Below are 25,705 nucleotides of genomic sequence, written 5' to 3'. Positions count from 1 at the left end.
TTTCATGGTGGTTTCAGCCGGTTAGCATGATTGATCACTTCCGGCTGATGACCTTGAACATCAGTTTTCCTTGATCCGCTCTATTTTTCCGCCCAGGGCGGAAAGCTTGTCTTCAATCACTTCGTAACCGCGATCAATATGGTAGATACGATCCACAATGGTCGTGCCCTGAGCCACAAAGCCGGCCAGTACCAAGCTGGCCGAGGCGCGCAGATCGGTAGCCATCACGGTGGCTCCGGAGAGCTGCTCTGTATCGCCGCAAATGGCCATATTGCCATTTAGCTCAATACTGGCACCCATCCGGTTCAGCTCGGGGACATGCATAAAGCGGTTTTCGAAAATAGTCTCGGTCACCTGCCCTATCCCTTTGGCCACCGCATTCAGCACAGTAAACTGGGCTTGCATATCTGTGGGAAACGCCGGATAAGGTGCAGTCTTGATATCAACCGGTTTGAGGGTGCGGCCGGTCATATCGAGACGAATCCAGTCTTCACCGGTTTCCACAGAAGCACCGGCTTCCCGCAGTTTTACCAGTACCGCTTCCAGCAAGTGCGGATCGGTATTGCGGCAGGTGATGTCCCCGCCGGTCACAGCGGCTCCTACCAGAAAAGTACCGGTTTCTATCCGGTCGGGCTGTACGCTGTAGCTGCCACCATGCAGTGACTCAACGCCATCGATGATCAGGGTATCCTGGCCAATGCCCTGAATATTGGCACCCAGGCCATTCAGGAAGTTGGCCAGGTCCACCACCTCCGGTTCCCGGGCGGCATTCTCGATAATGGTACGACCTTCTGCCAGTACCGCCGCCATCAGTAGATTTTCGGTGCCGGTCACGCTCACGACATCCATCAGAATATGAGCACCCTTGAGGCGACCGTCGACCCGGGCCTTGATATAACCGTCTTCAACCCGGATCTTGGCTCCCATCTGCTCCAGGCCGTGAATATGCAGGTTGACCGGACGTGCTCCGATAGCACAGCCACCGGGCAAAGATACATCAGCCTTGCCAAACTTCGCCACCAAAGGCCCCAGCGCCAGAATGGAGGCGCGCATGGTACGCACCAGCTCATAAGGAGCAATGTGGCTGTTCACAGCACCGGCAAGCACGGTTACATCCCCGTTAACCTCAACATTAACCCCCATGGAAGCCAGCAATTTCAGCGTGGTGTCCACGTCTTTCAGCTGAGGCACATTGGAAAGATGGATGGCCTCATCACACAGCAGGGTACCGAAAAGGATGGGCAGTGCCGCATTTTTGGCACCAGAAATGGTCACCTCGCCGGCCAGCCGGCACGGCCCCTGAATACTGAACTTATCCATTCGCGCTCCTGTCAGGACGGCATCATAAATTTACGTTCCCGGGCCCACTGCTCGGGAGTAAAAGTTTTAACACTGAGGGCATGAATGGCATTCTGCGCGATCAGATCCATCAGGGGACCGTTAATGGCCTGCTGGCGCTTGACCCGGCTCATTTCGGCAAATACTTCAGAAACCGCGATAACCTGAAAGTGGTCACCTTCACTTTTCACATACAGCTCGTCAAGCTCAAGGGCTTCACGCAGCCGACGCTCTACTTCGTTATTCAGATCCATGTTGGCTCCGGGAGTCATTGTCAGGCAGGTCGAACAACGAACCTACCCCGTATAAATCGGCAAGGGGATAAAACCCCTCGGGTGGAGAACAGAGAACCAGCCGCTGCTCTCGGGATGCCAGATGCTGGCTCCACTGTACCAGCAAGGCCAGGCCTGTTGAGTCAATGCGTTCAACGCCGCTTAAATCTGCCTTGGCCACAGCAAACAGGGTATCACGTTCAGCCCACCAGGCAGGCAGTTGCTCGCGGGTAAGCGGGCGGCTCAGTTTCATTGAGCGGTTTCCAGCGGCGTAACCGGTTTGTTTGTCAGTTCCTGCAACTGACGGCTGACGGCATCAATCCCTTTCTGACGGATCAGGCCACTCAGCTCCGACTGCTTGGCAGACAACAGGCTGATTCCTTCCGCGATCATGTCAAACACTTTCCATTCGCCGGTCCGGCTGTTTTTACGCAGTTTAAACTCGAGCTTGATTTCCGGCTTGTTCGGCTCAAACACAGTCACTGGCACCGTGGCCAGTTTATCTTCTGCTGTCACACTGCCAGTACCAATTTTCACCGTCTGCTCCTTATAGGCAGCCAGCGCATCAGCATAAGTGACCACAAGGTAGTCACTGAATGCCTTCACAAATTCTTCCCGCTGCTCTGCGGTGGTTTTATTCAGCTGGTTACCAATCACCCGGAAAGCGGAAAAGCGTACATCCACCGCCGGTAACATTTCTTCCCGCACCAAAATACGCAGATGTTCGGGATTGGAGGAGATTTCACCCTGCTCCTGCTTAAGCCGATCAAAGGTTCGCTGAGCCACCTGATCCACCAGCTGATAAGGGTCTTCTGCCGCCATGGCCGGCAGTGCAAACAGGCCGCTGAATACCAACAGCCAGGACATCAATACTTTTTTCATGTCTCATTCCTCAAACAATGCGTCAGTTCAGTCTTTACCGATGGAATAAATAAACTTACCAATCAGCTCTTCGAGTACCAGAGCCGACTGCGTGTCACTGATGGTGTCACCATCGGCCAGCATGCCAATCCCCATGTCTTCATCGGCAAAGCCCGGCGTAATACCAAGGTATTGCTCACCCAGCAGGCCCGAAGTAAGAATGGCGGCGGTACTGCTCTCGGAGAAGGTTCCCGCCTCCTTATTGATAGCCAGGGTTACAACAGGAACCTGGCTGTCGGCATCAAGCCGGATAGCAGCCACGCGGCCTACTACCACGCCGCCAACCTTAATGGGAGAGCGTACTTTCAGGCCGCCAATATTGTCAAAATGAGCATAAAGCGTATACGTTTCACTCTGGCCGTTAACGCTAACCCCCGCCACCTTGAACGCCAGCAGCAGCAAGGCACCGATGCCAGCCAGCATAAAGCAGCCGACGCTGAATTCCAGTTTGCTGTATTTCATTATGAGTTATCCGAACATGATGGCGGTCAGCACGAAATCGAGCCCCAATACCGCCAGAGATGAATGAACCACGGTACGAGTGGTCGCCTGACTGATCCCCGCCGCCGTAGGCTTGGCATCAAAGCCGTTAAACAGAGCAATCCAGGTGACCACCAGGGCAAACACCAGGCTTTTGATAAAGCCCTGCATAATATCTTCCTGCCAGTCGACCGTTGCCTGCATGGTAGACCAGAAGCCCCCTTCATCCACACCCAGCCAGTCAACTCCCACCAGCTTGGCGCCCCAGATACCGACGATATTAAACAGAAATGCCAGCAGCGGCATGCTGATAAAACCAGCCCAGAAACGGGGGGCCACTACCCGCCGCAACGGATCCACCCCCATCATTTCCAGGCTGGATAATTGCTCGGTCGCTTTCATCAGCCCCAGCTCGGCAGTCAGTGCCGAGCCGGCTCGCCCGGCAAACAGCAAAGCGGTCACTACCGGCCCCAGCTCCCGCAGCAATGATAGCGACACCAGCTGACCTAAGCTGCCTTCGGCACCAAAGTCCACCAGCACGTTATACCCTTGCAAAGCCAGCACCATGCCGATAAACAAGCCGGATACCAGGATGATCAGCACCGACTGCACACCCACAACATGCAGCTGCTGAACCAGCAGTGGAAAATGCTTCTTCGGCTCGGGCTTGCCCAGCAAGGCATGTACCAGCATTACACCGCTGCGCCCAAGTGAAGTCAGCGCCGACACGCCGTTACGGCCCAGCCGGCCGATAATATCAGTCAACATAGGACAGTGACTCCCTGTAGTCCGGGGCCGGATAATGGAATGCCACCGGGCCGTCTGCCTCTCCCTGCAGAAACTGAATAACCTGCGGGTCCTGATGGGCTCTGAGCTGTTCTGGGGTACCGGCCGCAATCACCTTTTTATTGGCAATAATGTAGGCGTAGTCGGCAATGGTCATCACTTCATCCACATCGTGCGTCACCACAATGGAAGTCAGCTGCTGCGCCCGGTTCAGCGTCGAGATAAGACGCACCAATACCCCCATACTAATGGGATCCTGTCCGGCAAAGGGCTCGTCGTACATGATCAGTTCGGGATCCAGGGCGATACTGCGGGCCAGCGCCGCCCGTCGAGCCATGCCCCCGGATAACTCCGACGGCAACAGCTGAGCCGCACCGCGCAGCCCTACCGCTTCCAGCTTCATCATCACCAGGGTATGAATAATGGCTTCCGGCAGGCCACTGTGCTCGCGCAACGGAAAGGCCACATTGTCAAACACCGACATGCCGGTAAATAACGCGCCACTCTGAAACAGCATTCCCATACGCCGGCGAACATCATAGAGCCGCTTACGTCCCAGGGAAGGTATCGACTCACCATCAAACAGCACATCACCGCTGTCAGGCTTTATCTGACCACCGATCAGGCGTAGCAAGGTGGTCTTGCCGATGCCACTGGGTCCCATAATGGCAGTGATTTTTCCGCGCGGAATCTGCATGCTGATGCCCTCATAAAGAGTGCGCTCACCATGGCTGAAGCAAAGATCCCTTATTTCAACAAGGCTTTGGCTCACACTGTGCTCCCGCAAAAAGGAAGGATTGTATGGGTTCACTCCCATATCGGCAACTGCAGGGCAACGATTTGCGCCATTCCCTGACCAGCATTCCTTAGAGGCAAATACATTATCCCGGTCGCTTCTCAGGCCCGGCTTTTCTATAATGGCCCCGCCTTAGTGTGGAGAAAACCATGTCAGCAGAATTTGATTATCGCACCACCGCCCAACGCGTTCTCGATATTGAAAAGGCAGCCCTAGAGGGCCTTTCTCAATATCTGGATGAGTCTTTTAACAAGGCCTGCCGGTTAATGTTTGAATGCCATGGCAAGGTGATTGTAACCGGCATGGGAAAATCCGGTCATATCGCCAACAAAATTGCCGCCACGCTGGCCAGCACCGGTACCCCTGCATTTTATGTCCACCCGGGTGAAGCCAGCCATGGAGACCTGGGCATGATCGACGGCAAGGACGTCGTACTGGCGTTGTCCAACTCCGGAGAAAGCGAAGAAATCATTTCCCTGCTGCCGGTATTGCGCCGCCGCGGTCTGAAACTGATTTGCATGACCGGCAAGCCCGAGTCCACCATGGCCCGAGAAGCCGATGTACATCTGTGCACCCGGGTGGAGCAGGAAGCCTGCCCGCTTGGCCTGGCACCAACGGCCAGCACCACTGCCACTCTGGCCATGGGAGATGCTCTGGCCGTTGCGCTGCTGGAAGCCCGCGGATTTACTGCCGATGATTTTGCCCTCAGCCATCCCGGCGGAGCCCTGGGCAAACGCTTGTTACTACGGGTAGCGGATATTATGCACAAGGAAGAGAAGGTTCCCAGAGTGGGGCTGAATACCCTGATTATTGAAGCTCTGATGGAAATCGGCCGCAGCGGCATGGGGTTTACTGCCGTCGTCGATGACGAGGGCCGCCTGGCAGGTATCTATACTGATGGAGATCTGCGTCGTACTCTGGATCAAAAAATTGATGTGCATAACACCACGATTGCTCAGGTGATGACCCGGGGCTGCACCACGGTAGCCGCCGGCATGCTGGCCGCAGAAGCAGTCAAGCTGATGGAAGAAAAGAAAATCAGCGGCCTGCTGGTACTGGACGACAAGCAGCGTCCTGTCGGGGCCTTCAATATGCACGACTTACTACGCGCGGGAGTGATCTGATGACAGTACAGACCCTGTACGGTGCCGTCAGCAAAGAGGTCTGGCACCGGCTGAAAAATATTCGTTTGCTGATTTGCGATGTGGACGGCGTGCTGTCCGATGGCATGATCTACCTCGGCAACGAAGGCGAAGAATACAAGAGCTTTTCCACCCGGGACGGGTTTGGCATCAGGGCCCTGCTCAATGCCGGCATTGAGGTCGCGGTGATCACCGGCCGTAGTTCACGCATCGTCAGTGATCGCATGAGCGCACTGGGTGTACGCCATATTTACCAGGGGCAAAGCAATAAGCTGCATAGCTACGGTGAGCTGCTCGCAAACCTTGACCTGACTCCCGCCCAGGTGGCCTATATCGGCGATGATGTGGTGGATTTACCGGTCATGCAAGACTGTGGTCTGGGGGTTGCAGTGGCGGATGCCCATCCGCTGGTACTGCAGCGGGCACGGTATACCACCCGCACCCCCGGTGGGCGGGGCGCAGTACGTGAGTTATGTGATCTGCTGCTGGATGCCGAAGGTGTACTGGAACAAGCCGAGGGCATGAGTATATGACTCGCCAGACCTGGCTGTTTGGCGGGCTGTTTGTTGTCGGACTGATCACCTGGCAGTGGTTTCGCAATGATGAGCTCGTCGGGGTGAATGAGCAGGACTTTCAGCCCGATTTTGTGGCGACCAACCTCTCCAGTGTGCAGTATAACCGGCAGGGTCTGCCCTATCGGGGCATGAATGCGCAGCATGCCGAGTACTACGATTCCCTCTCCATGACCCTGATGAAAAAACCTGTTATCTTGCTCTACTCTCCCGATGGCCAGCCCCAGTGGCGGCTGAGCGGCGATAACGGCACAATTAATACCGGCGATAATGCCGTGCTTACCGGTAACGTGGTGGGCAGAGGGCTGCAACCGGATGCCCTGGTGGAAACCCTGACCACCGAATATCTGGAAATGGACTTTATTCACAACAAGCTGCAGTCCAACCAGAAGGTGACACTGCAAAGTCCGCAATACCAGGCAGAAGGCATTGGCCTGCGAGGCGGGCTGGATCAACAAACGGTGGAATTACTGAATGAAACCCGGGCAACTTATTTTAACCCTTAGTCTTGGCGGCCTGCTCGGCCTGGGTCAGGCACAGGCCAAAGACAGTGATTTTCGCCAGCCGGTCACCATCGATGCCGGTCGGCAACTGGTTGAGCTGGCTGAAAACAAGGTCACCTTTATCGATAATGTCGTGGTCAAACAAGGCAGCATTGATGTACGTGCCAGCGAGCTGGTCGTAATCCGTAATGAACGGGGACTGCAGTCCATGACCGCCAAAGGCAGCCCGGCCACTTATAAACAAACCCTTAACAATGGCAAACCGGTACAGGCCAAGGCCCGGGAAATCCACTACGACATGGGAGCGCGCACCATTACGCTTATCCGTGATGCCGAGCTCAAGCAGGACGACAATATCGTCACCGGTTACCGCATTCGCTACTTTATCGACAAAGAACAGATGGAAGCCGAAAGTCAGGGCGGCAAAGACAGGGTCACCACCATCTTCTTGCCCGAGCAGGTACAGAATTTTGACAAACAGGATAATAACTGAGCATGGCCAGACTGAAAGCACGTGGTCTGCAAAAAAGCTATAAAGGCCGCAAGGTAGTGGCCGATGTCAGCCTGACCGTCAACACCGGCCAGATTGTGGGCCTGCTGGGCCCTAACGGTGCCGGCAAGACCACGTCGTTTTACATGATCGTAGGTCTGGTACAGCGTGATGCTGGCAGCATCACCATCGACGATAGAGACATCAGCCACGAGCCCATGCATGTGCGCGCCCGCGCCGGCATCGGCTACCTGCCTCAGGAAGCATCCATCTTTCGGCGCCTGAGCGTGGCCGACAACCTGATGGCTGTCTTACAGACCCGCAAGGAGCTGAGCACCGAGCAGCGCAACGAAAAAATGGAGCAGTTGCTGGAAGAGTTCAATATCACTCACATTCGGGACAGCCTGGGGATGAGCCTGTCCGGTGGCGAGCGCCGTCGGGTGGAGATCGCCCGGGCGTTGGCAGCGGACCCCCGCTTTATCTTGCTGGATGAGCCGTTTGCCGGCGTGGACCCGATTTCAGTGATAGATATTAAAAAGATTATTTTGCATTTACGGGATCGGGGCCTGGGTGTGCTGATTACCGATCATAACGTACGCGAGACCCTGGATGTGTGCGAGAAGGCCTATATTGTCAGTCATGGCCACCGCATCGCTGCCGGCACCCCGGCAGAAATTCTGGCCAATGAGCAGGTCAAAAAGGTCTATCTCGGCGAACAATTCAGCCTTTGACGGCACCGCCATAATGCGGTTTATCAGAAAGGACGTTGCAACGAATGAAGCCCTCTCTTCAGTTACGCCTCGGCCAGCAGCTGACCATGACCCCTCAGCTGCAGCAGGCTATTCGTCTGCTGCAGCTGTCCAGCATGGAGCTGCAGCAGGAAATTCAGCAGGCGCTCGACAGCAACCCGTTGCTTGAGCAGGAAGAGCCAGAGAGCATTCGGGTCGATGACAACCGTAACGAAGATCAAATAGCATCCGACACCGCCATGGAACGCAACCAGCTGTCGGAAGAGCTGCCCATGGACACCAGCTGGGAGGAAGTTTACACCGCTTCCCCGGTCAGTGGTGGTGCTGGCCTGCCGGAAGGTCTGGAAGATACCGTCTACCAGGGTGAAACCACCGAGACACTGCAGGATTACCTGATCTGGCAGATGAACCTGACTCCCTTCAGTGAAACCGATCAGGCCATTGCCATGGCCATTATCGATGCCGTTGACGATGCCGGTTACCTGACTGCTGATATCGATGATTTGCTGGCTGCGGTCTCTGCTGAAGAGCTGGGCATAGAAGCCGACGAAGTGGAAGCCGTGCTGAAACGTGTGCAGCATTTTGATCCCATTGGCGTAGCCGCCCGGAGTGTACAGGAATGCCTGTGCATTCAGCTGGAGCAGTTTCCGTCCGACACCCCCTGGCTAACCGAGGCACGTATGCTGCTGGAACAGCATATGGATCTGCTTGGTAATCGTGATTACCGCACACTGCAACGCAAGACCCGGCTCAGGGAAGAAGAGCTCCGGGAAGTCCTCTCCCTGATTCAGCAACTGGAGCCCCGTCCGGGCAGCCATATTCTTCAGGGCAGCTCCGAATACGTGATTCCGGACGTGGTCGTCACCAAACGCAGCGGTGTCTGGGTAGTTGAACTCAACCCGGAAGCCATGCCCAAAATACGCCTTAACCAGACCTACGCCGCCCTGGCCAGTAAACCCCGCAGCAATGAAGACGGGCAGTTTATTCGCAATCACCTGCAGGATGCGAAGTGGTTTATCAAAAGTCTGGACAGCCGAAATGAGACCCTGCTCAAGGTTGCCAATTGTATTGTTGAGCAACAACAGGCATTCTTTGAGTATGGAGAAGAGGCCATGAAGCCGATGGTGCTGAACCATGTGGCAGAAGCGGTGGAAATGCATGAATCAACCATCTCACGGGTGACCACGCAGAAGTTCATGCACTCTCCGAGAGGGGTGTTTGAGCTTAAGTATTTCTTCTCCAGCCATGTGGGGACCGATGATGGTGGAGAATGTTCGTCCACGGCAATTCGTGCTCTGATCAAAAAGCTGGTCGGAGCAGAAAGCCCGGCCAAACCGCTGAGCGACAGTAAAATCGCTCAGCTGCTGGCCGAACAGGGGATTAAGGTGGCCAGGCGAACTATCGCCAAGTACAGGGAGTCACTGGCCATCCCTCCCTCCAATCAGCGCAAACGCCTGGTTTAAAGGCAACGACAAAAGGAAGACGTTATGCAAATTAATCTGACCGGACACCATGTGGAAATCACCGATGCACTGCGTGATTATGTAAACAGCAAGTTCACCCGGCTGGAACGCCATTTCGATCACATCACCAATGCGCACGTCATCCTCAATGTGGAAAAAATGCAGCAGATTGCTGAAGCCAAGCTGCATGTCAGCGGCGGAGAACTGTTTGCCAATTCTCAGCATGAAAATATGTATGCGGCCATTGATGGCCTTATCGACAAACTGGATCGCCAGATCATCAAACATAAAGAGAAGCTCAAGCAAAAATAACCATGGAAGTCGCCGACATACTAAGCAGGGACTGCACGCGCAGTGCAGTCCCCTGCACGAGCAAGAAGCGTGCACTGGAAATTATCAGCGAGCTGGCTGCCGGACATCTCAACATCGGCAGCCAGCCGCTTTTTGACTGTTTGCTGGCCCGGGAAAAAATGGGCACCACCGGTATTGGCAACGGCATTGCCATTCCTCACGGACGTATCGGCAACGACAATAAGGCAACGGCCGTTTTGCTGACCTTTGCCGAACCGGTGGAGTTCGATGCCATCGATAACCAGCCGGTTGGCCTGGTATTCGCCCTGCTGGTGCCGGAGCAAGAATGTAAACAACACCTTAAAACCCTGTCACTGATCGCCGAGAAGCTAAGCAACAAACAGGTCTGCCGGCAATTGCGCCAGGCTGGCAGTGATGAAGAGCTCTATCAAATCATGATTTCTGCCTGAGGGAGTCAATATGCAGCTGGTGATTGTCAGTGGCCGTTCCGGCTCAGGTAAAACTGTAGCCCTTCGGGTACTCGAAGACCTGGGTCACTACTGCGTTGATAATTTGCCGGTCGAGTTACTACCGGAACTGGTAAAACTTCGCCGGCACAAACCCGGGGCGGTGGCGGTAAGCATAGATGTGCGCAACCTGCCCGACAGCCCCGCTCAGCTTGAAGCCTTTCTTGCTGAAGTAAGATCGATGAATGATGTGCAGCTGGCCAGCTTCTTTATTGATGCTGACAATGAAGTGCTGATCCGCCGCTTCAGTGATACCCGCCGGCTTCACCCTCTGTCCCGGCACAGCCTGACCCTGGATGAAGCCATTCGTGAAGAAACCCATCTGCTGGCTCCACTATCATCAGACGCAGATTTGCGCATCGACACCTCCACGCTCAGCATCCATGATCTGAGTGAGCTCATCCGCGAGCGCATTCTCGGTAAAAAGGAAAAAGAGCTTAACTGGGTGTTTGAATCCTTCGGCTACAAATATGGTGTTTCCAAGGATGCCGACTTTGTATTTGATGCCCGCTTTTTGCCCAACCCCCACTGGATTGCCGAACTCAGGCCCTATACCGGCCAGGATCAACCCGTCGTCGACTACCTCGGCAGCCAGCCGGAAGTCATGAAATACCTGTGGCAGCTGGAAAACCTGCTGATCACCTGGATGCCTCACCTGGAGCGTAATAACCGCAGCTATGTCACCGTTGCAGTGGGCTGTACCGGTGGCCAGCACAGATCCGTGTTTATTGCAGAGCAACTGGCACGGGTATTTGACCAGCTGGGCAAGAGCGTACAGTTACGCCATCGCACTCTGGAAAAACGTCATGCCGAAAATTGAACGGGATCTTAAAATTGTAAATAAGCTCGGGCTACACGCCCGGGCTGCCATTCAGCTGGTGCAGCTGACACAACAGTTCGATGCCGAGGTCACCGTCTGTAATCAGCACAAGCAGGCACCGGCCAACAGCGTAATGGGCCTGCTAATGCTGGAAACCGCCCAGGGTCATGCCATTCGGGTCATGGCCGAAGGCCCCGACGCCGAAGCCGCCCTGAACGCGGTTGAACAGCTGGTGGCAGACCGCTTTAATGAGTCAGAATAACCCGGCAGCAGCATGACAGATCACACAGAACAAAGCAGTACCCCTGATCATCTGGAGGCCATTACCCAGGCGCTGAACAGCGGCATGTTTGTGCATGTACGCCGCATGCTGCAGCAAATGCGGCCGGGCGATGTTGCCTGGCTGCTGGAATCCTCTCCCGCCCCCAGCCGTAAAGTATTCTGGCAACTGATTGATCCCGACGATTACGGCGAAATCCTGGAAGAGCTGTCGGAAGAAGTCCGCGATGGCATCATCCGCCTGATGGACCCGGAAAAACTGGCAGTGGCACTGGAGGACATGGAGTCGGACGATCTGGCCTACGTGCTGCGGGATCTGCCCGAACAGCTGTTCAACCAGGTGCTCACCGAAATGGATGAGCAAGACCGGCACCGCGCCGAACTGGCCCTGTCCTATCCCGAAGACACCGCCGGTTCGTTGATGAACACCGAGTTCATCACCCTGCGCCCGGATGTGACCATCGACGTGGTACTGCGCTATCTGCGGCTGCATAGCGAGTTGCCGGAAGGCACCGACACCCTTTACGTGGTGGATCAGAATAACCGGCTGCTGGGAGATATTTCCCTGGCCAGCCTGGTAGTACAGTCCCCGACGACCACAGTGGCAGAAGCCATGGATACGTCGGTGGAGGCCATTCCGCTGACCATGACCGACACCGATGTTGCCAACCTGTTTGAACGACACGACTGGCTCTCGGCTCCGGTGGTGGACGACAGCAACCAGCTGCTGGGCCGGATCACCATCGATGATGTGGTCGATATTATTCGTGAAGAAGGCGAACACTCCATGATGGGGATGGCCAAAATGGATGATGATGAGGACACCTTTGCCCCCGTGCTCACCAGTGCCCGCCGTCGTTCCTTCTGGCTGACCATCAACCTGGGCTCGGCACTGGTTGCCGCCAGCGTGTCCAACATGTTTGAAGCAACCCTCTCCCAGCTGGCCACCCTCGCCATCCTGATGACCATAGTACCGTCGATGGGTGGTATTGCCGGTAACCAGACACTGGCGCTGGTGATCAGGGGGATGGCGGTCGGCCATATCGGCGACAGCAACGCCCGCTGGCTGCTCACCAAGGAAGCTCTGGTGGGCCTGCTGAACGGCATGTTGTGGGCCCTGGCCATTTCGGTGGTGGTCGGACTGTGGAAAGACAGCTGGGAAATCGGTCTGGTCATCGCTGCTGCCATGTTCATCAACCTGTCGGTAGCCGGCCTGGCCGGTGCCAGCATCCCTCTGATCATGAAACGCTTTAATATCGATCCGGCACTGGCCGGCTCCATGGCATTAACCACCATTACCGACACCGTTGGTCTGCTGTCCTTCCTCGGGCTGGCAACGCTGATATTACTGCACTGAAACTGATACCAGCAGCTACCACACCCCAGAAATAAAAGGGCCGCACTTGCGGCCCTTGTTACAGCTTACAGCTGTGTTTATTGTCCTGCTATCTTCATATTGTCGATAAGGATCGAGCCGGTGTGCAGACTGGAGCGGGTCTCCACATCGGTACCGATGGCCTGAATACCAGAAAACATGGTTTTCAGGTTGCCGGCAATGGTGATTTCTTCCACCGGATAGACGATTTCACCGTTTTCCACCCAGAAGCCGGCAGCACCCCGTGAGTAATCACCGGTAACAATGTTCACTCCCTGTCCCATCATTTCAGTCACCAGCAGGCCTGTGCCCATTTCCTTCAGCAGCTCATCACGGCTCTGGCCACTGCTGGAAACGGTCCAGTTATGAATGCCACCGGCGTGTCCGGTCACCGGCAGGCCCAACTTGCGGGCGGAATAACTGGTGAGCAAATAGGTCTGCAGCACACCATTTTCGATGACATTACGTTCAACGGTGCGCACTCCTTCGTTATCAAAGGGCGAGCTGGCCAATCCCTTGTCAAGGTGGGGCTGTTCGTGAATGGTAAGCCAGTCGGGAAAAATCTGTTTGCCACAGCTGTCCAGCAGAAACGATGACTTGCGATACAGATTACCGCCGCTGATACCCATTACCAGATGACCAAACAGACCTGCCGCCACATCCGGATGAAACAGTACCGGTGCCTGAGTAGTGCCGATTTTGCGTGCGCCCAGGCGACCAAGGGTCCGGCTCACCGCTTCGTCGGCCACCTTTTCAGGTGCCCACAGATCATCGAAACTGCGCGCCGAGGTGAAGCCGTACTCCCGCTGCATATCACCGTTCTGCTCACCGATAAGCACACAGCTGATACCATAGCGGGAACCTGCATAACCCTTGATAAAACCGTGACTGTTACCGTAAACCCGAATGCCGACATTGGCAGAGAAACTGGCTCCGTCCGACTGCTTGATACGCTCGTCCCTGCCCAGCGCCGAGCGCTCGCATTGCAGCGCCAGCTCAATGCCCTCGGCCGGCTCCATTGCCCGGGGGAAGCACAGCTCCAGATTGGGGGATACCCATGCCAGCTGATCGGCATCGGCCAGGCCCGCATGGGGATCGGCCGTGGTATAACGGGAAATATCCAGCGCCGCCGCCACGGTACGGGCTATGGCGTCGGGACGCAGATCCGAGGTAGAGGCCGAGCCCTTACGGCCGTCCCGGTATACGGCAATGCCAAGGGCACCGTCTTTATTGAACTCGATATTTTCCAGCTCGGCATTGCGGGTATTGACTGACAAGCCGGTTTGCTTGCTGATGGAGACTTCAGCCGCATCGGCACCGAGCCGCTTGGCACTTTCCAGCGCCTGCTCTACCGCCAGCTCAAGCTGACGTTGTTCGTTTTGGATCTCTTCGGGAGTCATAATCAATTCGCTGGTTCTGTTTGCTGCTAGCATAACAGACCCCTGCGCCCCTTGGGAGAAGCTGATAGAATAATCACAATCAGTCAATTTTTTAACGATTCCCGAGAGAAATGCCATGCGCCATCACGACGAGCACCCCGACCACGACGACGAAATAGAGTGGGTCAGTAAAAGCGAAATGAAACGGGAGAGTCAGGCGCTGCAGCAGCTTGGCACGGATCTGGTCAGGCTCAATCCCAACGAGCTGGCCAAGGTCCCGTTGGATGATGAGCTGAAAGAGGCCATTGCTCTGGCCCATAAGCTGGCCAACAAACGTGAAGCACAGCGCCGTCATCTGCAGTTTATCGGCAAGCTGATGCGCAGCCGTGACATCACCGCTATTCGCGATGCCCTGAATGCCTTTGATCAGAAAAGCGCCGCAGCCAACGCCCATTTTCACAAACTGGAACAATGGCGGGATCGTCTGATTAAGGAAGGCGATAAAGCCGTTAACGATCTGGTCGCCCAGTACCGCCAGCTCGACCGTCAGAAACTGCGCCAGCTGGCCCGCACCGGTCGTAAGGAACTGGCCGCTGGCCTGCCGCCCAAAGCCTACCGGGAGCTGTTCCAATACCTGAAACAAAACCTGGAGCCGTGAACTTCATCAGCCGCGCCAAGGCCTATCGGCCAGAGGGCGCGGCTTCACTTAGAGCTGATAAAATAAAAACGCCGGCATTTTGCCGGCGTTTTTTTACTTTTAAGGTGTGGTTTACTGAGTACCACCGACCGTCATCCGGTCCAGCTTCAGCGTGGGCTGACCCACGCCCACCGGCACACTCTGACCTTCCTTTCCGCACACACCCACACCGGCATCCAGACTTAAATCATTACCGACCATGGACACCTGACTCATGGCCTCGGGGCCATTACCAATCAGGGTGGCTCCCTTAATCGGCGCGGTCAGTTTGCCGTTTTCAATGAGGTAAGCTTCCGATGCCGAGAAAACAAACCGGCCCGAAGTGATATCCACCTGACCACCACCGAAATTAGGTGCGTAAATTCCTTTTTTCACACTGCGGATAATCTCTTCCGGCGGCGTCTGACCGGCCAGCATATAGGTGTTGGTCATACGGGGCATGGGCAGGTGGGCATAAGACTCACGCCGGCCGTTACCGGTAGGCGCCATTCCCATCAGCCGGGCATTGAGCTTGTCCTGCATATAGCCCTTGAGCACGCCGTTTTCGATCAGCACATTATAACCACTGGCGGTACCTTCATCGTCGATGGTCAGCGAGCCCCGACGGTTGGCCAGGGTACCGTCATCCACGATGGTGCACAGCTCAGACGCCACCTTGTCACCAATGCGGCCGGCATAGGCCGAAGAGCCTTTGCGGTTAAAATCACCTTCCAGACCATGCCCCACAGCCTCATGCAGCAACACACCGGGCCAGCCAGCTCCCAGCACCACCGGCATGGTGCCAGCCGGCGCATCGACGGCTTCCAGGTTCACCATGGCCTGGCGCACGGCTTCCTTAACATAGCTCATGGCCCTGGGCTGGCCGTCAATGTCTTCCAGAAAATAGTCGTAACCAAAACGGCCGCCACCGCCACTGCTGCCCCGCTCTCGCCGGCCATTGCGCTCCGCCAGTACCGAACAATTGAGCCGCACCAGGGGCCGCAGATCCGTAGCCAGAGTGCCATCGGTGGCCACCACCAGCACTTCTTCATAAACACCGGAGACTGAAGCTATCACCTGCGTCACCGCCGGATCCAGGCTGCGGGCAAAGGCATCCATTTGCTGCAGCAATGAAATTTTTTGTTCCCGGGGCAGGCTGTTCAGCGGGTTGACAGCGGTATAACGCGCCGTGACCGGCTGCTGCTGCCCTACTTTAAAACGTCCGTCACCACCGTGCGCGGCAATGCCCCGGGCAGCGCTGACCGCCTGATCCAGGGCGGTTGCGTTCAGCTCATCGGAATAGGCGAAACCGGTTTTTTCACCGCTCACCGCCCGCACACCCACGCCCTGCTCAATGTTATAACTACCATCCTTAACGATACCGTCTTCCAGCACCCAGGATTCATGTACACTGTTCTGGAAATACAGATCGGCAAAATCTATCTGGTGACGGCTAAGCCGTGCCAGCTGGGCGTCAAGCAAAGCCATGTCCAGTTCATTGGGTACCAGCAGGTTTTGATTTATCTGTTCAATACTCATTCTTTATCTCTCCACACCGCTCGCAGGCGGGCATGTTGGGCTACTGGCATTTGCCGGCGCACACTGTCGAGGCGATGCTGATCAAGCGAAGCCGATATCAGGCCTTCGCCATCGGGCAGACACGCGCATATTTCCCCCCAGGGATCCAGGATCAGAGAATGTCCCCAGGTCTGACGACCGCCAGCGTGTTCCCCGACCTGTGCCGCGGCCAGCACGTAACACTGGTTTTCTATGGCTCTGGCCTGCAGTAAGGGCAACCAGTGTGCTTTGCCGGTGACCCGGGTAAAAGCCGCCGGTACCATCAGTATGTCGGCCCCTTGATCACGCAGCGCACGATATAACTCCGGAAAGCGCAGATCATAACAGATCGACAACCCAAGACGACCAAAGGGACTGTCCACGACACACAGCTCATTGCCAGGCATAAACGTCGCGGATTCACGATAACGACCGTGACCGTCTGCCACATCCACATCAAACAAATGCAGTTTGTGATAACAGGCAACCCGTTCACCCTGCTCATTGAATACCAGACAGCTGGCATGCAGTTTGTCACTGTGTTCAATCCGGGTCGGCATGGAGCCGACCACCAGCCAGATGCCGAGTTGTTTCGCCCATTGTGCCAGACAGTCCTGTACCGGCCCATCTCCCAGCGGCTCGGCCACCTCTTGCACCGCCTCCCGGTTGCCAAAAACGACAGCATTTTCCGGCAACTGCACCAGTAATGGCCGGCGGGGGGGCAACCGTTCCAGCAATGCGGTAATGCGATCCTGATTAGCCGGCCAGCTGGCACCGGCATTGAGTTGCAGAGCGACCAGTTCCATTTATTGCTCCTTGTCGATATCGGACAATTTAATTTTATCTCGTTCCCGCCCCAGCTCACTCACCTCGGGGCTGGTCAGCGGACCGCTGACGCGATAACGAATGCGGGTAAAAACATCCACCACCGGGCCAAATAACTTGGAGGCAGCCAGCACATAAAGGCCGGTCACCGGTGTAACGGCAAAGGCGGCCAGCACCGGAAGATTACCGGTCAGATCGGGCGTAAACTCAAACCGGTAATCCAGCCGTTCCGCAGCCAGATCGATCTGCCCGTGTCCGGTCAGATCACCCGCGGCCCCTTTCAGCAAAAAGTCGTCGTTCTGCAGCACACCATTACGAAACTCACCGGTGGCATGAATGCTGTCAAAGTAAAAGCCACCTTCAAATACATCGCGAAAATCCAGCCTCAGGCGGCGCATCATTGAATCCATGCTCAGCAGTGATAACAGACCGGCTCCCTTGTCACTGACCCCGGACAGCACGCCGGCACCGGCCTCCACACTGACAGTGCCGTTCAGGGTGGAGAGCACAGGCTGCCAGGGCACGCCGAGCCAGTTCAGCCGCGCTTCCAGCAGAGCCTGAGTGTCCCTGAATGGTGATGGTTCTCCCAACGCCTGCCAGATATCCTGCAGCGACCGGGCACCACCCTGCCACTGAATACGGGTGATATCGGTCTTGTTTTGCTGCAGCCAGTGGCCCTGAGCCCGCCCCTGTAACTGGGGACCGTCAAGCCACAGGTCATCCAGCTGTATGCCTTTCCCTTCCTTGAAGGAAGTCAGCTGAAAACCAGCCTTGCCCAGCGCCAGATCCCGCCAGCGACAGTCATCACAACGGAACACCAGTGCCGGTATTTGTGCCGGTGTCAGCTTCAATGCCTCCGGGCCGGCATCACTTTTTTCCGGATTCAGCCACAAACGCTCAAAACGGGCAGTGACCGGCTCGTTATTTCCCCAGGCCAGCTCCCCTTTGATTTGCTGCGCACTGACTGTCAGCCGCTGTCGCTGCGCTTCTCCGGGCACCAGTGTCAGCCGCAGATCACTGAGCGGTTGCTCCCAGAGCGTGCCGCTGTCGGCCCGAACCGCCACCCGGTAACGCTCAGGCCAGTTCAGCGACAGACCAGACTGTTCAGCCCTGTTCTGCTCATCTGTCAGCACCAGCCAGTCGTTCAGCTTAACGTCTGCCAGGTGAGCCGCAATATCCACCGGTGCCCTGGGGTTTTGGGCGGTAGCGCCACCGGCATTCACCCAGAGGCGGTTAATGTCAGCGCCATCACCGGTAAAGGTCAGAACCGCTTCGGCATTCAGATCCGGCGCGATATCAAGTTGCGCCTGAGCCCGGGAGGTGTCACCGGAAAGCGTCAGTTGCAACGGACGCGTCCACTCTTCACTCTTGCCCAGTGGCGCAGGCAGACGACTACCCAGACCGGCCAGCTCGGAACTGAGCTCGGCCCGGTAGCTTACCGTCCCCTGCTGCAGGCTCAGATCTATCTCACCTTGCCAGCCGGTTTCACCATGCAGCCCTGCCAGCCGGGGCTGCATCTTACCGAGCGTTTCACCCCGTAGGCTGCCAGCCAGATTAATCTTCGCCTGATACCCGGCATCCATCACCTCTCCCTGATAATCGACCGTCAGCGGCTGCCCCAGCCAGCGGCTTTCCATTCCCTTCAGGCTGGTCTTGTCTTCGTCAAACACCAGTATGCCGTTGACAGCGGTCAGCGGCATAGACAAGGGGGCAATCAGCACCTGGTTATCAGCAAAGCGCACTTCGCCATCCACTGCCACGGTCTCGCCGTTCAAGGGAATATTCAGTGCCAGTCTGCCGTTAACGGGACCGGATATCTTTACCTGCTGCAAAGCGGCTCCCACCGAGTCGGCCAGCGGAGAACGGGTCAGATAGCCGGTAACCGCGCTCCCCTGGCCTTTCACATCGGCGCTGAGTTCAAGGTGGGCGTCAGGATCCAACGGTGCAATACGGGCCTCGATATTTCTGGCCTGCGCCCTGCCCAGCCGGCCGTTTCCTTCACGCATATACAGGTTATCGTTTTCAAACAGCAGCTCCAGACTCAGATCCTGCAGCGGTAGCCAGTGAGGATCAAAGCGAAACTCCGCTTTGTTCAGCGGTACTCTGGCCTGAAAAATACCCGAGCCGTCCCGATAGGGAAAATCACCGAGCCGGCCATACCAGAGCACCTTGGCGTGACTGGCCCTGCCGTCACGAATGGATCCCTCCAGGTAATCCACCAGCTCAGTGCCCATCACCGGCTCGGGAAGATAGCCGCCTGCTGCGCCGGCACGATAGAGTTCAACATTGGCAGACGCACTGAGCAGAGGGGACTGAGCCGGCGGTAATTCCAGACTAAAGTGGGCATTCACATCAAGATCATCGCCGGCCATACTCAGGGTGTTGCTCCACAGCCACCAGCTATCGCCGCGCTTTTGCCATTGCAGTTCGGCATGCAGACGCTGTACTGGCCAGGAATGACGAAAGGCCTTGTCCCACTGCCAGCCGGTCGCCGCTTCCTGATGCACCATCAGCCGGCCATGATCTGCGGACAGTATAAAACGGCCTGCAAGCCCCTTAATCTGAGGCATCCATTCAAATGCCTCAGTGCTGACATTGGCATATTCACCGGTCAGCTGCCAGTCGCCGGCGTCAATACTGGCCTGCTCTGTGACACTTCCGGCAACGCCTGCATCGAAATACAATTTTGCCAGATGCCCTTTGGGGGCAATGCCGGTCAGCTGTCGCGCGGTTGCTGGCCAGTAATGTTCCCCCCACTGCGCCAGCAACGCCAGATCGGTAAAACTGAGCCGGTCCAGGTAGCCACTGAGCCTGTCGCCATGGCGATCCAGCTGCATCTTCCAGCTGGGCCAGCTTTCACCGTCCACACTAATGTCGATTCCACTGCTGGCCAGCTGCCATCCATCCGCTGTCGGTTGCCACTGAATACGACCGCCACTTACCGCCACCCGGTGATCCTTGCCCCAGCCGGCACTGCTGTCTCCCAGGGTCAGCAGTACTGCCTGCAGCTCTCCCTGCTGCCATTCCATCCAGGTCTCAAAAGACAGCTCGGCAGACACATTTTTGTCATCGGGTCGCACCCGGGTAAGTACACTACCGGCATCCACACCATCCGCCTGCAGGTAAATACCGCCACTCAGCCGGTCAATATCCCCTTCCAGGCGGCCCTTAAACACAAACTGCTGATCGATACCGGTGCCAAAGCCAAGACGGCCTTCCCCCTGATGCAAACCGGGCCGGTTGTGCCAGCGAAGAGAGGGAATATACAGTTCCAGCAAGGGGGTTCCGGGACTGGCGAGCACCAGCCGGGAGTTGAGCAGCGTAAAGCGTTTGACTCCCTGCAAGGCCAGGGTCCGCAGTTCTTCCAGATCGGTGCGTCCCTCAGGCTCCTGTGTGGCCGCTGCCAGCGGCAGATGCAGGCCGTCGAGCGTAATTTCATTCAGCACCGGCCGCCACTGGCGCAGACTTTGCCACAGCTGAACATCAATCAGCGCACGCTGCAGAGTCAGATCCGCTTGTTGCGGCCGCTGCAGACGCACTTTCTCCAGCACCAGAACAGGGCCGTAATCATGCCAGTCCAGCCCCAGGCCCCCGATATTCAGTACCAGATTGTGCTCACTCAGCAACTTGCCTAGCCATTGCTGCTGCAGGCCAGCCAGCCAGGGCGGAGCAAAGCGCAGCAGGGTAACCAGCAGGGCTACCACCACGGCAACACCGGCAAGACCAAACCAGGCCCAGCTCAGACTGCGTTTCAGCACTACATCATCACCACATCAAACTGCTCCTGATTGTACAGGGGCTCATTATTCACCCTCACCTGCTTGCCGATGAACACTTCCAGCTCAGCCAACATATGAGACTCATCTCCCTGCAGGACCTCGGCCACGGCAGTAGAGGCGTATACGACAAACTTGTCGGCGTCGTAGGCTTTATTGACGCGCAGGATCTCCCGCAAAATCTCGTAACTGACGGTTTCCACTGTTTTAACCCGGGCTCTGCCATGACATTCCGGACAGGCATCGCACAACACATGTTCTAGGCTCTCACGGGTTCGCTTGCGGGTCATTTCCACCAGTCCCAGCTGTGAAAAGCCATTCACATTGGTCTTGGCTCTGTCCCGCGACAGTGCCAGCTCCAGGCTATGCAGTACTCTCCGTTTGTGATCCTCATCATACATATCTATAAAGTCGATAATGATGATCCCCCCCAAATTGCGCAGCCGCAACTGACGGGCAATGGCCTGAGTAGCTTCAATGTTGGTATTGAATATGGTTTCTTCGAGATTGCGGTGACCGACAAACGCACCGGTGTTGATGTCTACCGTAGTCATCGCTTCCGTCTGATCGATGATCAGATAGCCACCGGACTTCAGCTCTACCTTACGATCCAGCGCTCGCTGAATTTCATTTTCCACATCGTAGAGATCAAAAATGGGCGAGTTACCATGATAGTACTCAATACGCCCGCAAAGCTCCGGCACAAACTCTTCTACAAAAGTACGCAGGCTGTCGCAGGTCTCCCGGGAATCGACACGGATCCGATCCAGCTCCGCACCGACGAAGTCGCGAACAATACGGAAGGCCAGCCGGAGATCTTCATATAACATGGCACAGGAAGGATATTTGCTGCGGCGCTCCTGAATTTTACGCCACAGACGCTTGAGAAAGGCAGCATCCTGAGCCAGCTCCTGCGCACCGATACCTTCGGCCGCGGTGCGGATAATAAACCCTCCCTGCTCATCGACATGCTCGGCGGCCAGCGCCTTGAGGCGCTCGCGTTCCTGCTCGGAATCAATACGCTGAGACACGCCCACATAAGCACTACCGGGCATGAACACCAGATAACGTGAGGGAAGTGTAATGTCGGTCGTCAGGCGGGCCCCTTTGGTGCCAAGCGGATCTTTCACCACCTGCACCATAATATCCTGCCCCTGACGCACCAGCTCGGCAATATTGCCGGCCTGGAAGTGCGCCTGCTCGCGGGTGTCCACACATTCGGTATGTGGCACTATGTCGGACGCATGCAGGAAAGCGGCCCGTTCACCACCGATATCGACAAAAGCTGCCTGCATGCCGGGCAGCACCCGGCTGACCTTTCCCTTGTAGATATTGCCGACGATGCCACGCCGAGCCTGGCGCTCAATGTGCACTTCCTGCAGGATACCGTTTTCCACCAGGGCCACCCGGGTCTCGGCCGGAGTCATATTGATAATCAGTTCTGCAGACATACAGGCTCCGCCAGTCTGAATAGAGAATGCCCTAAACTAACATAGATTGACGTTGTTCCAGAGCCTGATTCAGGCAGTGACCACACCACTCCGTTGCAGCAGCGCTTCCGTTTCTACCAGCGGCAGGCCGACAACAGCACTGTAACTGCCGTTGATGCGTGACACAAAGCGGCCACCCAGCCCCTGAATGCCATAGCCGCCGGCTTTATCAGCCGGTTCACCGCTTTGCCAGTAACGTGCGATATCATCTTCACTTAAACAGCGGAAGGTAACCTCAGTGGTGACCAGCACCCCCTGACAGCCGGTGGGGGTCACCAGCGCCATGGCAGTCATGACCCTGTGGGTAGACCCCGAGAGCCGGCGCAGCATGGCCTTGCCATGCGCTTCGCTCCGGGGTTTTTCCAACACCTCGTCATTCTGTACCACTATGGTATCGCCGCCCAGTACCGGCAATGGCAGCGGAGCCATGACAGCACCGGCCTGTGCCTTGCTGTACGCCAGGCGCTGTACATAGTCGGCCGCCGTTTCCCCCGGCTGCTGACATTCTTCGATGTCAGGAAGAACCAGCTCGAAACTGACCCCCAACTGGGCCAGCAGCTCACGCCGGCGAGGTGAGGCGGAAGCAAGATAAAGGACAGGAGACATGGAAAATCCTCAGCTCAGGGAAAACCGGCGGCGACACTTGCGCAGCAGCAGAAAAATCCAGGGCCAGAACACCATGCTGCTGACGATGGACCAGAAGTAGTGGTAGTCCACCTGCGTATCGCTGTGCAGATAAGCCGTCCAGAAGATAAGCAGTTTATTGAGCATGACCAGGCCACCGACCACAAACGCCTGTTGCCATACCGAATAATTACGCATGCGCTGGAACTGTGAAGCGGCCAGATAGATTGGGATCACCAGTGCAAGAGCACGTACTCCCAGCACCGAGCCCAATAGCAAATCAAGCAGCAACCCGGCCACAAACGCCGTTCCCACATTGGCTCGGTGTGGTAGCGCAATGGCCCAGTAAATAAGAATAATCAGCAGCCAGTCGGGCCGGAAGGGAGCGATCAGCTCCGGCAAAGGCAAAATCGACAGCATCAACGCCAGCAGCAGACTAAACATAATCGCCAGCCGGCTGCGCACAGGATACGTACTCATAATGCTGCTCCGTCGGGCTGTTCGGGTTCCGGCTCACTCACCCTGGGTTCCGGCCAGAGCAGCAACAGATAGCGCACCCGGTCAAGAGCCGCAAAAGGGGTCACTCGAATATCAGCAAAGGGCTGACCTTCTTCATAGCCCACGTAAGTGACTTTCCCCACCGGATATCCCTCGGGAAAGCGCCCGGCCAGACCAGAGCTGAACAACACATCCCCTTGCCGTATATCGGTATTGCGAGTGATATTGTCCAGCACCAGACGATCCAGACGGCCACTGCCACTGGCGATGGCGCGAATGTCGTTACGCTCTATCCGCACCGGGATCCCGTGACTGATATCGGTAATCAACAGCACCCGGCTGGTGGTCTTGCCCACCGAAATCACCTGCCCCACAACACCCTGCTCATTCAGCACCGGCTGTCCTTCAAACACCCCCTGCAGAGTGCCTTTGTCGATCACTACCTGATGAGAAAACGGATCCGTATCCACCGCCATGATTTCCGCCACCATACGCCGGGTATCCCGTTGGACCGGCGAGCCCAGCAGCTCACGCAAGCGCTGATTTTCCTGCTCCAGATGGCGCAGCCGTAACAGATTATCACGCAACAGAAACAGCTCCCGCTCCATGCGCTCGGCCTGATTCAGAAGCGTCTGACGCGATACTAACTGGGTGGAGGCGGTATCAAGCAATAGTCGGGGGCTGTTGGCCATATATTGCAGTGGACTGACCAGCGAGTTCAGATAAAGCTTGATATCGGTAAAGGACTGGTAACGACTGTCGGCCACCATCAGTGCAAGACTGGCCAGCACCGCCAAAGTAAGGCGAATGGGCAAAGAGGGTCCGCGACCGAAAATAAGTTTCATGAAAAAAGAGCGAGCCGGTCACCCGGCCCGATTCATCAGTCGTAGTGGAACAGATCGCCGCCATGCATATCGATCATCTCCAGTGCCTTGCCACCCCCGCGGGCAACACAGGTCATGGGATCATCGGCTACCACTACGGGAATACCGGTTTCTTCCATCAGCAATCTGTCCAGATCGCGCAGCAAAGCACCACCGCCGGTCAGTACCATACCGCGCTCAGAGATATCCGAGGCCAGTTCGGGAGGGGATTGCTCCAGTGCCACCATCACTGCACTGACAATACCGGTCAACGGTTCCTGCAACGCTTCCAGAATTTCATTGGAGTTGAGGGTAAAGCTGCGCGGCACCCCTTCAGCCAGGTTGCGGCCACGTACTTCAATTTCCAGCACTTCATCACCCGGGTAGGCAGAGCCAACCTCATGCTTGATACGCTCAGCAGTCGCTTCGCCAATCAGTGAGCCGTAGTTGCGGCGCACATAATTGATAATGGCCTCGTCAAAGCGGTCACCGCCAACCCGGACCGACTGAGAATAAACCACGCCGTTCAGGGAAATAATGGCCACTTCGGTAGTACCACCACCAATATCCACCACCATGGAGCCGGTAGCTTCGGATACCGGCAAACCGGCTCCGATGGCCGCGGCCATGGGTTCATCAATCAGGTAAACTTCGCGGGCACCGGCACCTAACGCAGATTCTTTAATTGCCCGGCGTTCTACCTGGGTGGAGCCACAGGGCACACACACCAGTACACGGGGGCTGGGGCGGAAAAAGTTGTTGTCATGCACCTGCTTGATAAAGTGCTGCAACATTTTCTCGGTAACGTAAAAATCGGCGATCACACCATCCTTCATCGGCCGGATTGCGGCGATGTTGCCGGGAGTACGTCCCAGCATCTGTTTGGCGGCATGACCAACGGCGGCAACGCTCTGGGCCGAACCTGCTCGTTCCTGGCGAATGGCCACGACGGAGGGCTCGTTCAGAACTATGCCCTGATCTTTAACATAGATTAGGGTGTTGGCCGTTCCCAAATCGATAGACAAATCGTTGGAAAACATGCCTCTGAGCTTCTTGAACATATGCTGAAGGGGATCCTGGGTTGATTACCGGAAAAATTCGGCTAACTTTACCAACGCAACCAACCCCTAGCAAGGCAGAACCCGGCCTGGCCGGTTGCAAACATAGCTGCAAACGAATACGAGTTTCAATAAATCAATAAGTTCCCTACACT

General features: G+C 56.3%; 28 protein-coding genes. 12 read left to right on the top strand and 16 right to left on the bottom strand.

Annotation, left to right across the window (positions count from 1 at the left end):
- Positions 1 to 60 precede the first annotated feature (60 nt).
- Genes murA through mlaF form a run of 7 tightly spaced genes read right to left on the bottom strand, consistent with a single transcriptional unit; the run spans position 61 to position 4,569 of the window.
- Positions 61 to 1,320 (bottom strand): UDP-N-acetylglucosamine 1-carboxyvinyltransferase, encoded by a 1,260-nt coding sequence (murA, locus tag B6S09_RS08085; protein WP_094278003.1) that lies wholly within the window; start codon positions 1,318 to 1,320, stop codon positions 61 to 63.
- A gap of 11 nt (positions 1,321 to 1,331) precedes the next feature.
- Positions 1,332 to 1,592: a BolA family protein gene (locus B6S09_RS08080; RefSeq protein WP_094278002.1), complete on the bottom strand. Its 261-nt coding sequence runs from the start codon at positions 1,590 to 1,592 to the stop codon at positions 1,332 to 1,334.
- Positions 1,579 to 1,863, bottom strand: coding sequence for an STAS domain-containing protein (locus tag B6S09_RS08075; protein ID WP_094278001.1), 285 nt, complete (start codon positions 1,861 to 1,863; stop codon positions 1,579 to 1,581). Before B6S09_RS08075 ends, B6S09_RS08080 begins: the two co-directional genes overlap by 14 nt.
- Positions 1,860 to 2,492: a phospholipid-binding protein MlaC gene (gene mlaC / locus B6S09_RS08070; RefSeq protein ID WP_134113974.1), complete on the bottom strand. Its 633-nt coding sequence runs from the start codon at positions 2,490 to 2,492 to the stop codon at positions 1,860 to 1,862. Before mlaC ends, B6S09_RS08075 begins: the two co-directional genes overlap by 4 nt.
- Positions 2,493 to 2,519: 27 nt before the next feature.
- Positions 2,520 to 2,993 carry an outer membrane lipid asymmetry maintenance protein MlaD gene (mlaD, locus tag B6S09_RS08065; protein WP_094278000.1) on the bottom strand — a complete coding sequence of 158 codons (474 nt, stop codon included), beginning with the start codon at positions 2,991 to 2,993 and terminating at the stop codon, positions 2,520 to 2,522.
- 6 nt (positions 2,994 to 2,999) lie between these two features.
- The gene (gene mlaE / locus B6S09_RS08060) at positions 3,000 to 3,779 is read right to left on the bottom strand and encodes a lipid asymmetry maintenance ABC transporter permease subunit MlaE (RefSeq protein ID WP_094277999.1); all 780 of its coding nucleotides are present in this window, start codon (positions 3,777 to 3,779) and stop codon (positions 3,000 to 3,002) included.
- Complete coding sequence (gene mlaF / locus B6S09_RS08055) at positions 3,769 to 4,569, bottom strand: phospholipid ABC transporter ATP-binding protein MlaF (RefSeq protein ID WP_166670292.1); 801 nt, start codon at positions 4,567 to 4,569, stop codon at positions 3,769 to 3,771. Before mlaF ends, mlaE begins: the two co-directional genes overlap by 11 nt.
- Before the next feature lie 173 nt (positions 4,570 to 4,742).
- On the opposite strand from mlaF, the gene B6S09_RS08050 reads away from it, so the two are divergent.
- Genes B6S09_RS08050 through mgtE form a run of 11 tightly spaced genes read left to right on the top strand, consistent with a single transcriptional unit; the run spans position 4,743 to position 12,786 of the window.
- A complete protein-coding gene (locus B6S09_RS08050; protein ID WP_094277997.1) occupies positions 4,743 to 5,717 on the top strand; it encodes a KpsF/GutQ family sugar-phosphate isomerase in 975 nt (324 codons plus the stop codon).
- Positions 5,714 to 6,268: a 3-deoxy-manno-octulosonate-8-phosphatase KdsC gene (gene kdsC, locus B6S09_RS08045; protein ID WP_208321717.1), complete on the top strand. Its 555-nt coding sequence runs from the start codon at positions 5,714 to 5,716 to the stop codon at positions 6,266 to 6,268. Before B6S09_RS08050 ends, kdsC begins: the two co-directional genes overlap by 4 nt.
- On the top strand, positions 6,265 to 6,813 hold the full coding sequence (gene lptC / locus B6S09_RS08040) for an LPS export ABC transporter periplasmic protein LptC (protein ID WP_094277995.1): 549 nt from the start codon (positions 6,265 to 6,267) through the stop codon (positions 6,811 to 6,813). Before kdsC ends, lptC begins: the two co-directional genes overlap by 4 nt.
- Positions 6,782 to 7,303: a lipopolysaccharide transport periplasmic protein LptA gene (gene lptA / locus B6S09_RS08035; protein WP_094277994.1), complete on the top strand. Its 522-nt coding sequence runs from the start codon at positions 6,782 to 6,784 to the stop codon at positions 7,301 to 7,303. The genes lptC and lptA overlap by 32 nt, the downstream gene beginning before the upstream one ends.
- 2 nt (positions 7,304 to 7,305) lie before the next feature.
- Complete coding sequence (lptB, locus tag B6S09_RS08030; RefSeq protein WP_094277993.1) at positions 7,306 to 8,031, top strand: LPS export ABC transporter ATP-binding protein; 726 nt, start codon at positions 7,306 to 7,308, stop codon at positions 8,029 to 8,031.
- A 44-nt stretch (positions 8,032 to 8,075) separates the two neighbouring features.
- The gene (locus B6S09_RS08025; RefSeq protein ID WP_094277992.1) at positions 8,076 to 9,512 is read left to right on the top strand and encodes an RNA polymerase factor sigma-54; all 1,437 of its coding nucleotides are present in this window, start codon (positions 8,076 to 8,078) and stop codon (positions 9,510 to 9,512) included.
- 24 nt (positions 9,513 to 9,536) lie between these two features.
- On the top strand, positions 9,537 to 9,824 hold the full coding sequence (hpf, locus tag B6S09_RS08020; RefSeq protein WP_094277991.1) for a ribosome hibernation promoting factor: 288 nt from the start codon (positions 9,537 to 9,539) through the stop codon (positions 9,822 to 9,824).
- Between the two features lie 2 nt (positions 9,825 to 9,826).
- On the top strand, positions 9,827 to 10,273 hold the full coding sequence (gene ptsN, locus B6S09_RS08015; RefSeq protein WP_094277990.1) for a PTS IIA-like nitrogen regulatory protein PtsN: 447 nt from the start codon (positions 9,827 to 9,829) through the stop codon (positions 10,271 to 10,273).
- Positions 10,274 to 10,283: 10 nt separating this feature from the next.
- Complete coding sequence (gene rapZ, locus B6S09_RS08010) at positions 10,284 to 11,150, top strand: RNase adapter RapZ (RefSeq protein ID WP_094277989.1); 867 nt, start codon at positions 10,284 to 10,286, stop codon at positions 11,148 to 11,150.
- Entirely contained in the window at positions 11,137 to 11,412 is a 276-nt protein-coding gene (locus tag B6S09_RS08005; RefSeq protein WP_094277988.1) for an HPr family phosphocarrier protein, read from the top strand. The genes rapZ and B6S09_RS08005 overlap by 14 nt, the downstream gene beginning before the upstream one ends.
- A gap of 12 nt (positions 11,413 to 11,424) precedes the next feature.
- A complete protein-coding gene (mgtE, locus tag B6S09_RS08000; protein WP_094277987.1) occupies positions 11,425 to 12,786 on the top strand; it encodes a magnesium transporter in 1,362 nt (453 codons plus the stop codon).
- A 77-nt stretch (positions 12,787 to 12,863) separates the two neighbouring features.
- Here mgtE and pmbA read toward each other — a convergent pair whose 3' ends face one another.
- Complete coding sequence (gene pmbA, locus B6S09_RS07995; RefSeq protein WP_094278173.1) at positions 12,864 to 14,204, bottom strand: metalloprotease PmbA; 1,341 nt, start codon at positions 14,202 to 14,204, stop codon at positions 12,864 to 12,866.
- Between the two features lie 115 nt (positions 14,205 to 14,319).
- On the opposite strand from pmbA, the gene yjgA reads away from it, so the two are divergent.
- Complete coding sequence (gene yjgA / locus B6S09_RS07990; protein ID WP_094277986.1) at positions 14,320 to 14,841, top strand: ribosome biogenesis factor YjgA; 522 nt, start codon at positions 14,320 to 14,322, stop codon at positions 14,839 to 14,841.
- Positions 14,842 to 14,952: 111 nt separating this feature from the next.
- Here yjgA and tldD read toward each other — a convergent pair whose 3' ends face one another.
- The 8 genes from tldD to B6S09_RS07950 form a co-directional block, all read right to left on the bottom strand.
- The gene (tldD, locus tag B6S09_RS07985; protein ID WP_094277985.1) at positions 14,953 to 16,398 is read right to left on the bottom strand and encodes a metalloprotease TldD; all 1,446 of its coding nucleotides are present in this window, start codon (positions 16,396 to 16,398) and stop codon (positions 14,953 to 14,955) included.
- Positions 16,395 to 17,222: a carbon-nitrogen hydrolase family protein gene (locus B6S09_RS07980; protein WP_094277984.1), complete on the bottom strand. Its 828-nt coding sequence runs from the start codon at positions 17,220 to 17,222 to the stop codon at positions 16,395 to 16,397. Before B6S09_RS07980 ends, tldD begins: the two co-directional genes overlap by 4 nt.
- Entirely contained in the window at positions 17,223 to 20,999 is a 3,777-nt protein-coding gene (locus B6S09_RS07975; RefSeq protein ID WP_094277983.1) for a YhdP family protein, read from the bottom strand.
- Positions 20,999 to 22,468 (bottom strand): ribonuclease G, encoded by a 1,470-nt coding sequence (rng, locus tag B6S09_RS07970; protein ID WP_094277982.1) that lies wholly within the window; start codon positions 22,466 to 22,468, stop codon positions 20,999 to 21,001. The genes B6S09_RS07975 and rng overlap by 1 nt, the downstream gene beginning before the upstream one ends.
- Positions 22,469 to 22,537: 69 nt before the next feature.
- Positions 22,538 to 23,113, bottom strand: coding sequence for a Maf family protein (locus B6S09_RS07965; protein ID WP_094277981.1), 576 nt, complete (start codon positions 23,111 to 23,113; stop codon positions 22,538 to 22,540).
- Positions 23,114 to 23,122: 9 nt separating this feature from the next.
- On the bottom strand, positions 23,123 to 23,611 hold the full coding sequence (mreD, locus tag B6S09_RS07960) for a rod shape-determining protein MreD (RefSeq protein WP_094277980.1): 489 nt from the start codon (positions 23,609 to 23,611) through the stop codon (positions 23,123 to 23,125).
- Positions 23,608 to 24,474 (bottom strand): rod shape-determining protein MreC, encoded by an 867-nt coding sequence (mreC, locus tag B6S09_RS07955; protein ID WP_094277979.1) that lies wholly within the window; start codon positions 24,472 to 24,474, stop codon positions 23,608 to 23,610. Before mreC ends, mreD begins: the two co-directional genes overlap by 4 nt.
- Positions 24,475 to 24,509: 35 nt before the next feature.
- The gene (locus B6S09_RS07950; RefSeq protein WP_094277978.1) at positions 24,510 to 25,553 is read right to left on the bottom strand and encodes a rod shape-determining protein; all 1,044 of its coding nucleotides are present in this window, start codon (positions 25,551 to 25,553) and stop codon (positions 24,510 to 24,512) included.
- Between the last annotated feature and the right edge of the window lie 152 nt (positions 25,554 to 25,705).

Origin of the sequence: Oceanimonas baumannii, assembly GCF_002245495.1 — a bacterium.
In the GTDB taxonomy this organism is placed as follows: domain Bacteria; phylum Pseudomonadota; class Gammaproteobacteria; order Enterobacterales; family Aeromonadaceae; genus Oceanimonas; species Oceanimonas baumannii.
This window is presented reverse-complemented; position numbering and strand designations above follow the sequence as displayed.

Bases quoted from the DNA above. Each gene is read 5' to 3' on its own strand.
- mreC (WP_094277979.1), bottom strand. From the start codon at position 24,474: ATGAAACTTATTTTCGGTCGCGGACCCTCTTTGCCCATTCGCCTTACT.
- mreD (WP_094277980.1), bottom strand. From the start codon at position 23,611: ATGAGTACGTATCCTGTGCGCAGCCGGCTGGCGATTATGTTTAGTCTG.
- rapZ (WP_094277989.1), top strand. From the start codon at position 10,284: ATGCAGCTGGTGATTGTCAGTGGCCGTTCCGGCTCAGGTAAAACTGTA.
- hpf (WP_094277991.1), top strand. From the start codon at position 9,537: ATGCAAATTAATCTGACCGGACACCATGTGGAAATCACCGATGCACTG.
- B6S09_RS08005 (WP_094277988.1), top strand. From the start codon at position 11,137: ATGCCGAAAATTGAACGGGATCTTAAAATTGTAAATAAGCTCGGGCTA.
- lptA (WP_094277994.1), top strand. From the start codon at position 6,782: ATGAAACCCGGGCAACTTATTTTAACCCTTAGTCTTGGCGGCCTGCTC.
- tldD (WP_094277985.1), bottom strand. From the start codon at position 16,398: ATGAGTATTGAACAGATAAATCAAAACCTGCTGGTACCCAATGAACTG.
- mlaD (WP_094278000.1), bottom strand. From the start codon at position 2,993: ATGAAATACAGCAAACTGGAATTCAGCGTCGGCTGCTTTATGCTGGCT.
- B6S09_RS07950 (WP_094277978.1), bottom strand. From the start codon at position 25,553: ATGTTCAAGAAGCTCAGAGGCATGTTTTCCAACGATTTGTCTATCGAT.
- mlaC (WP_134113974.1), bottom strand. From the start codon at position 2,492: ATGAAAAAAGTATTGATGTCCTGGCTGTTGGTATTCAGCGGCCTGTTT.
- mgtE (WP_094277987.1), top strand. From the start codon at position 11,425: ATGACAGATCACACAGAACAAAGCAGTACCCCTGATCATCTGGAGGCC.
- lptC (WP_094277995.1), top strand. From the start codon at position 6,265: ATGACTCGCCAGACCTGGCTGTTTGGCGGGCTGTTTGTTGTCGGACTG.
- B6S09_RS08050 (WP_094277997.1), top strand. From the start codon at position 4,743: ATGTCAGCAGAATTTGATTATCGCACCACCGCCCAACGCGTTCTCGAT.
- B6S09_RS08080 (WP_094278002.1), bottom strand. From the start codon at position 1,592: ATGGATCTGAATAACGAAGTAGAGCGTCGGCTGCGTGAAGCCCTTGAG.
- lptB (WP_094277993.1), top strand. From the start codon at position 7,306: ATGGCCAGACTGAAAGCACGTGGTCTGCAAAAAAGCTATAAAGGCCGC.
- yjgA (WP_094277986.1), top strand. From the start codon at position 14,320: ATGCGCCATCACGACGAGCACCCCGACCACGACGACGAAATAGAGTGG.
- B6S09_RS07965 (WP_094277981.1), bottom strand. From the start codon at position 23,113: ATGTCTCCTGTCCTTTATCTTGCTTCCGCCTCACCTCGCCGGCGTGAG.
- mlaE (WP_094277999.1), bottom strand. From the start codon at position 3,779: ATGTTGACTGATATTATCGGCCGGCTGGGCCGTAACGGCGTGTCGGCG.
- rng (WP_094277982.1), bottom strand. From the start codon at position 22,468: ATGTCTGCAGAACTGATTATCAATATGACTCCGGCCGAGACCCGGGTG.
- pmbA (WP_094278173.1), bottom strand. From the start codon at position 14,204: ATGACTCCCGAAGAGATCCAAAACGAACAACGTCAGCTTGAGCTGGCG.
- B6S09_RS08025 (WP_094277992.1), top strand. From the start codon at position 8,076: ATGAAGCCCTCTCTTCAGTTACGCCTCGGCCAGCAGCTGACCATGACC.
- B6S09_RS08075 (WP_094278001.1), bottom strand. From the start codon at position 1,863: ATGAAACTGAGCCGCCCGCTTACCCGCGAGCAACTGCCTGCCTGGTGG.
- B6S09_RS07980 (WP_094277984.1), bottom strand. From the start codon at position 17,222: ATGGAACTGGTCGCTCTGCAACTCAATGCCGGTGCCAGCTGGCCGGCT.
- murA (WP_094278003.1), bottom strand. From the start codon at position 1,320: ATGGATAAGTTCAGTATTCAGGGGCCGTGCCGGCTGGCCGGCGAGGTG.
- ptsN (WP_094277990.1), top strand. From the start codon at position 9,827: ATGGAAGTCGCCGACATACTAAGCAGGGACTGCACGCGCAGTGCAGTC.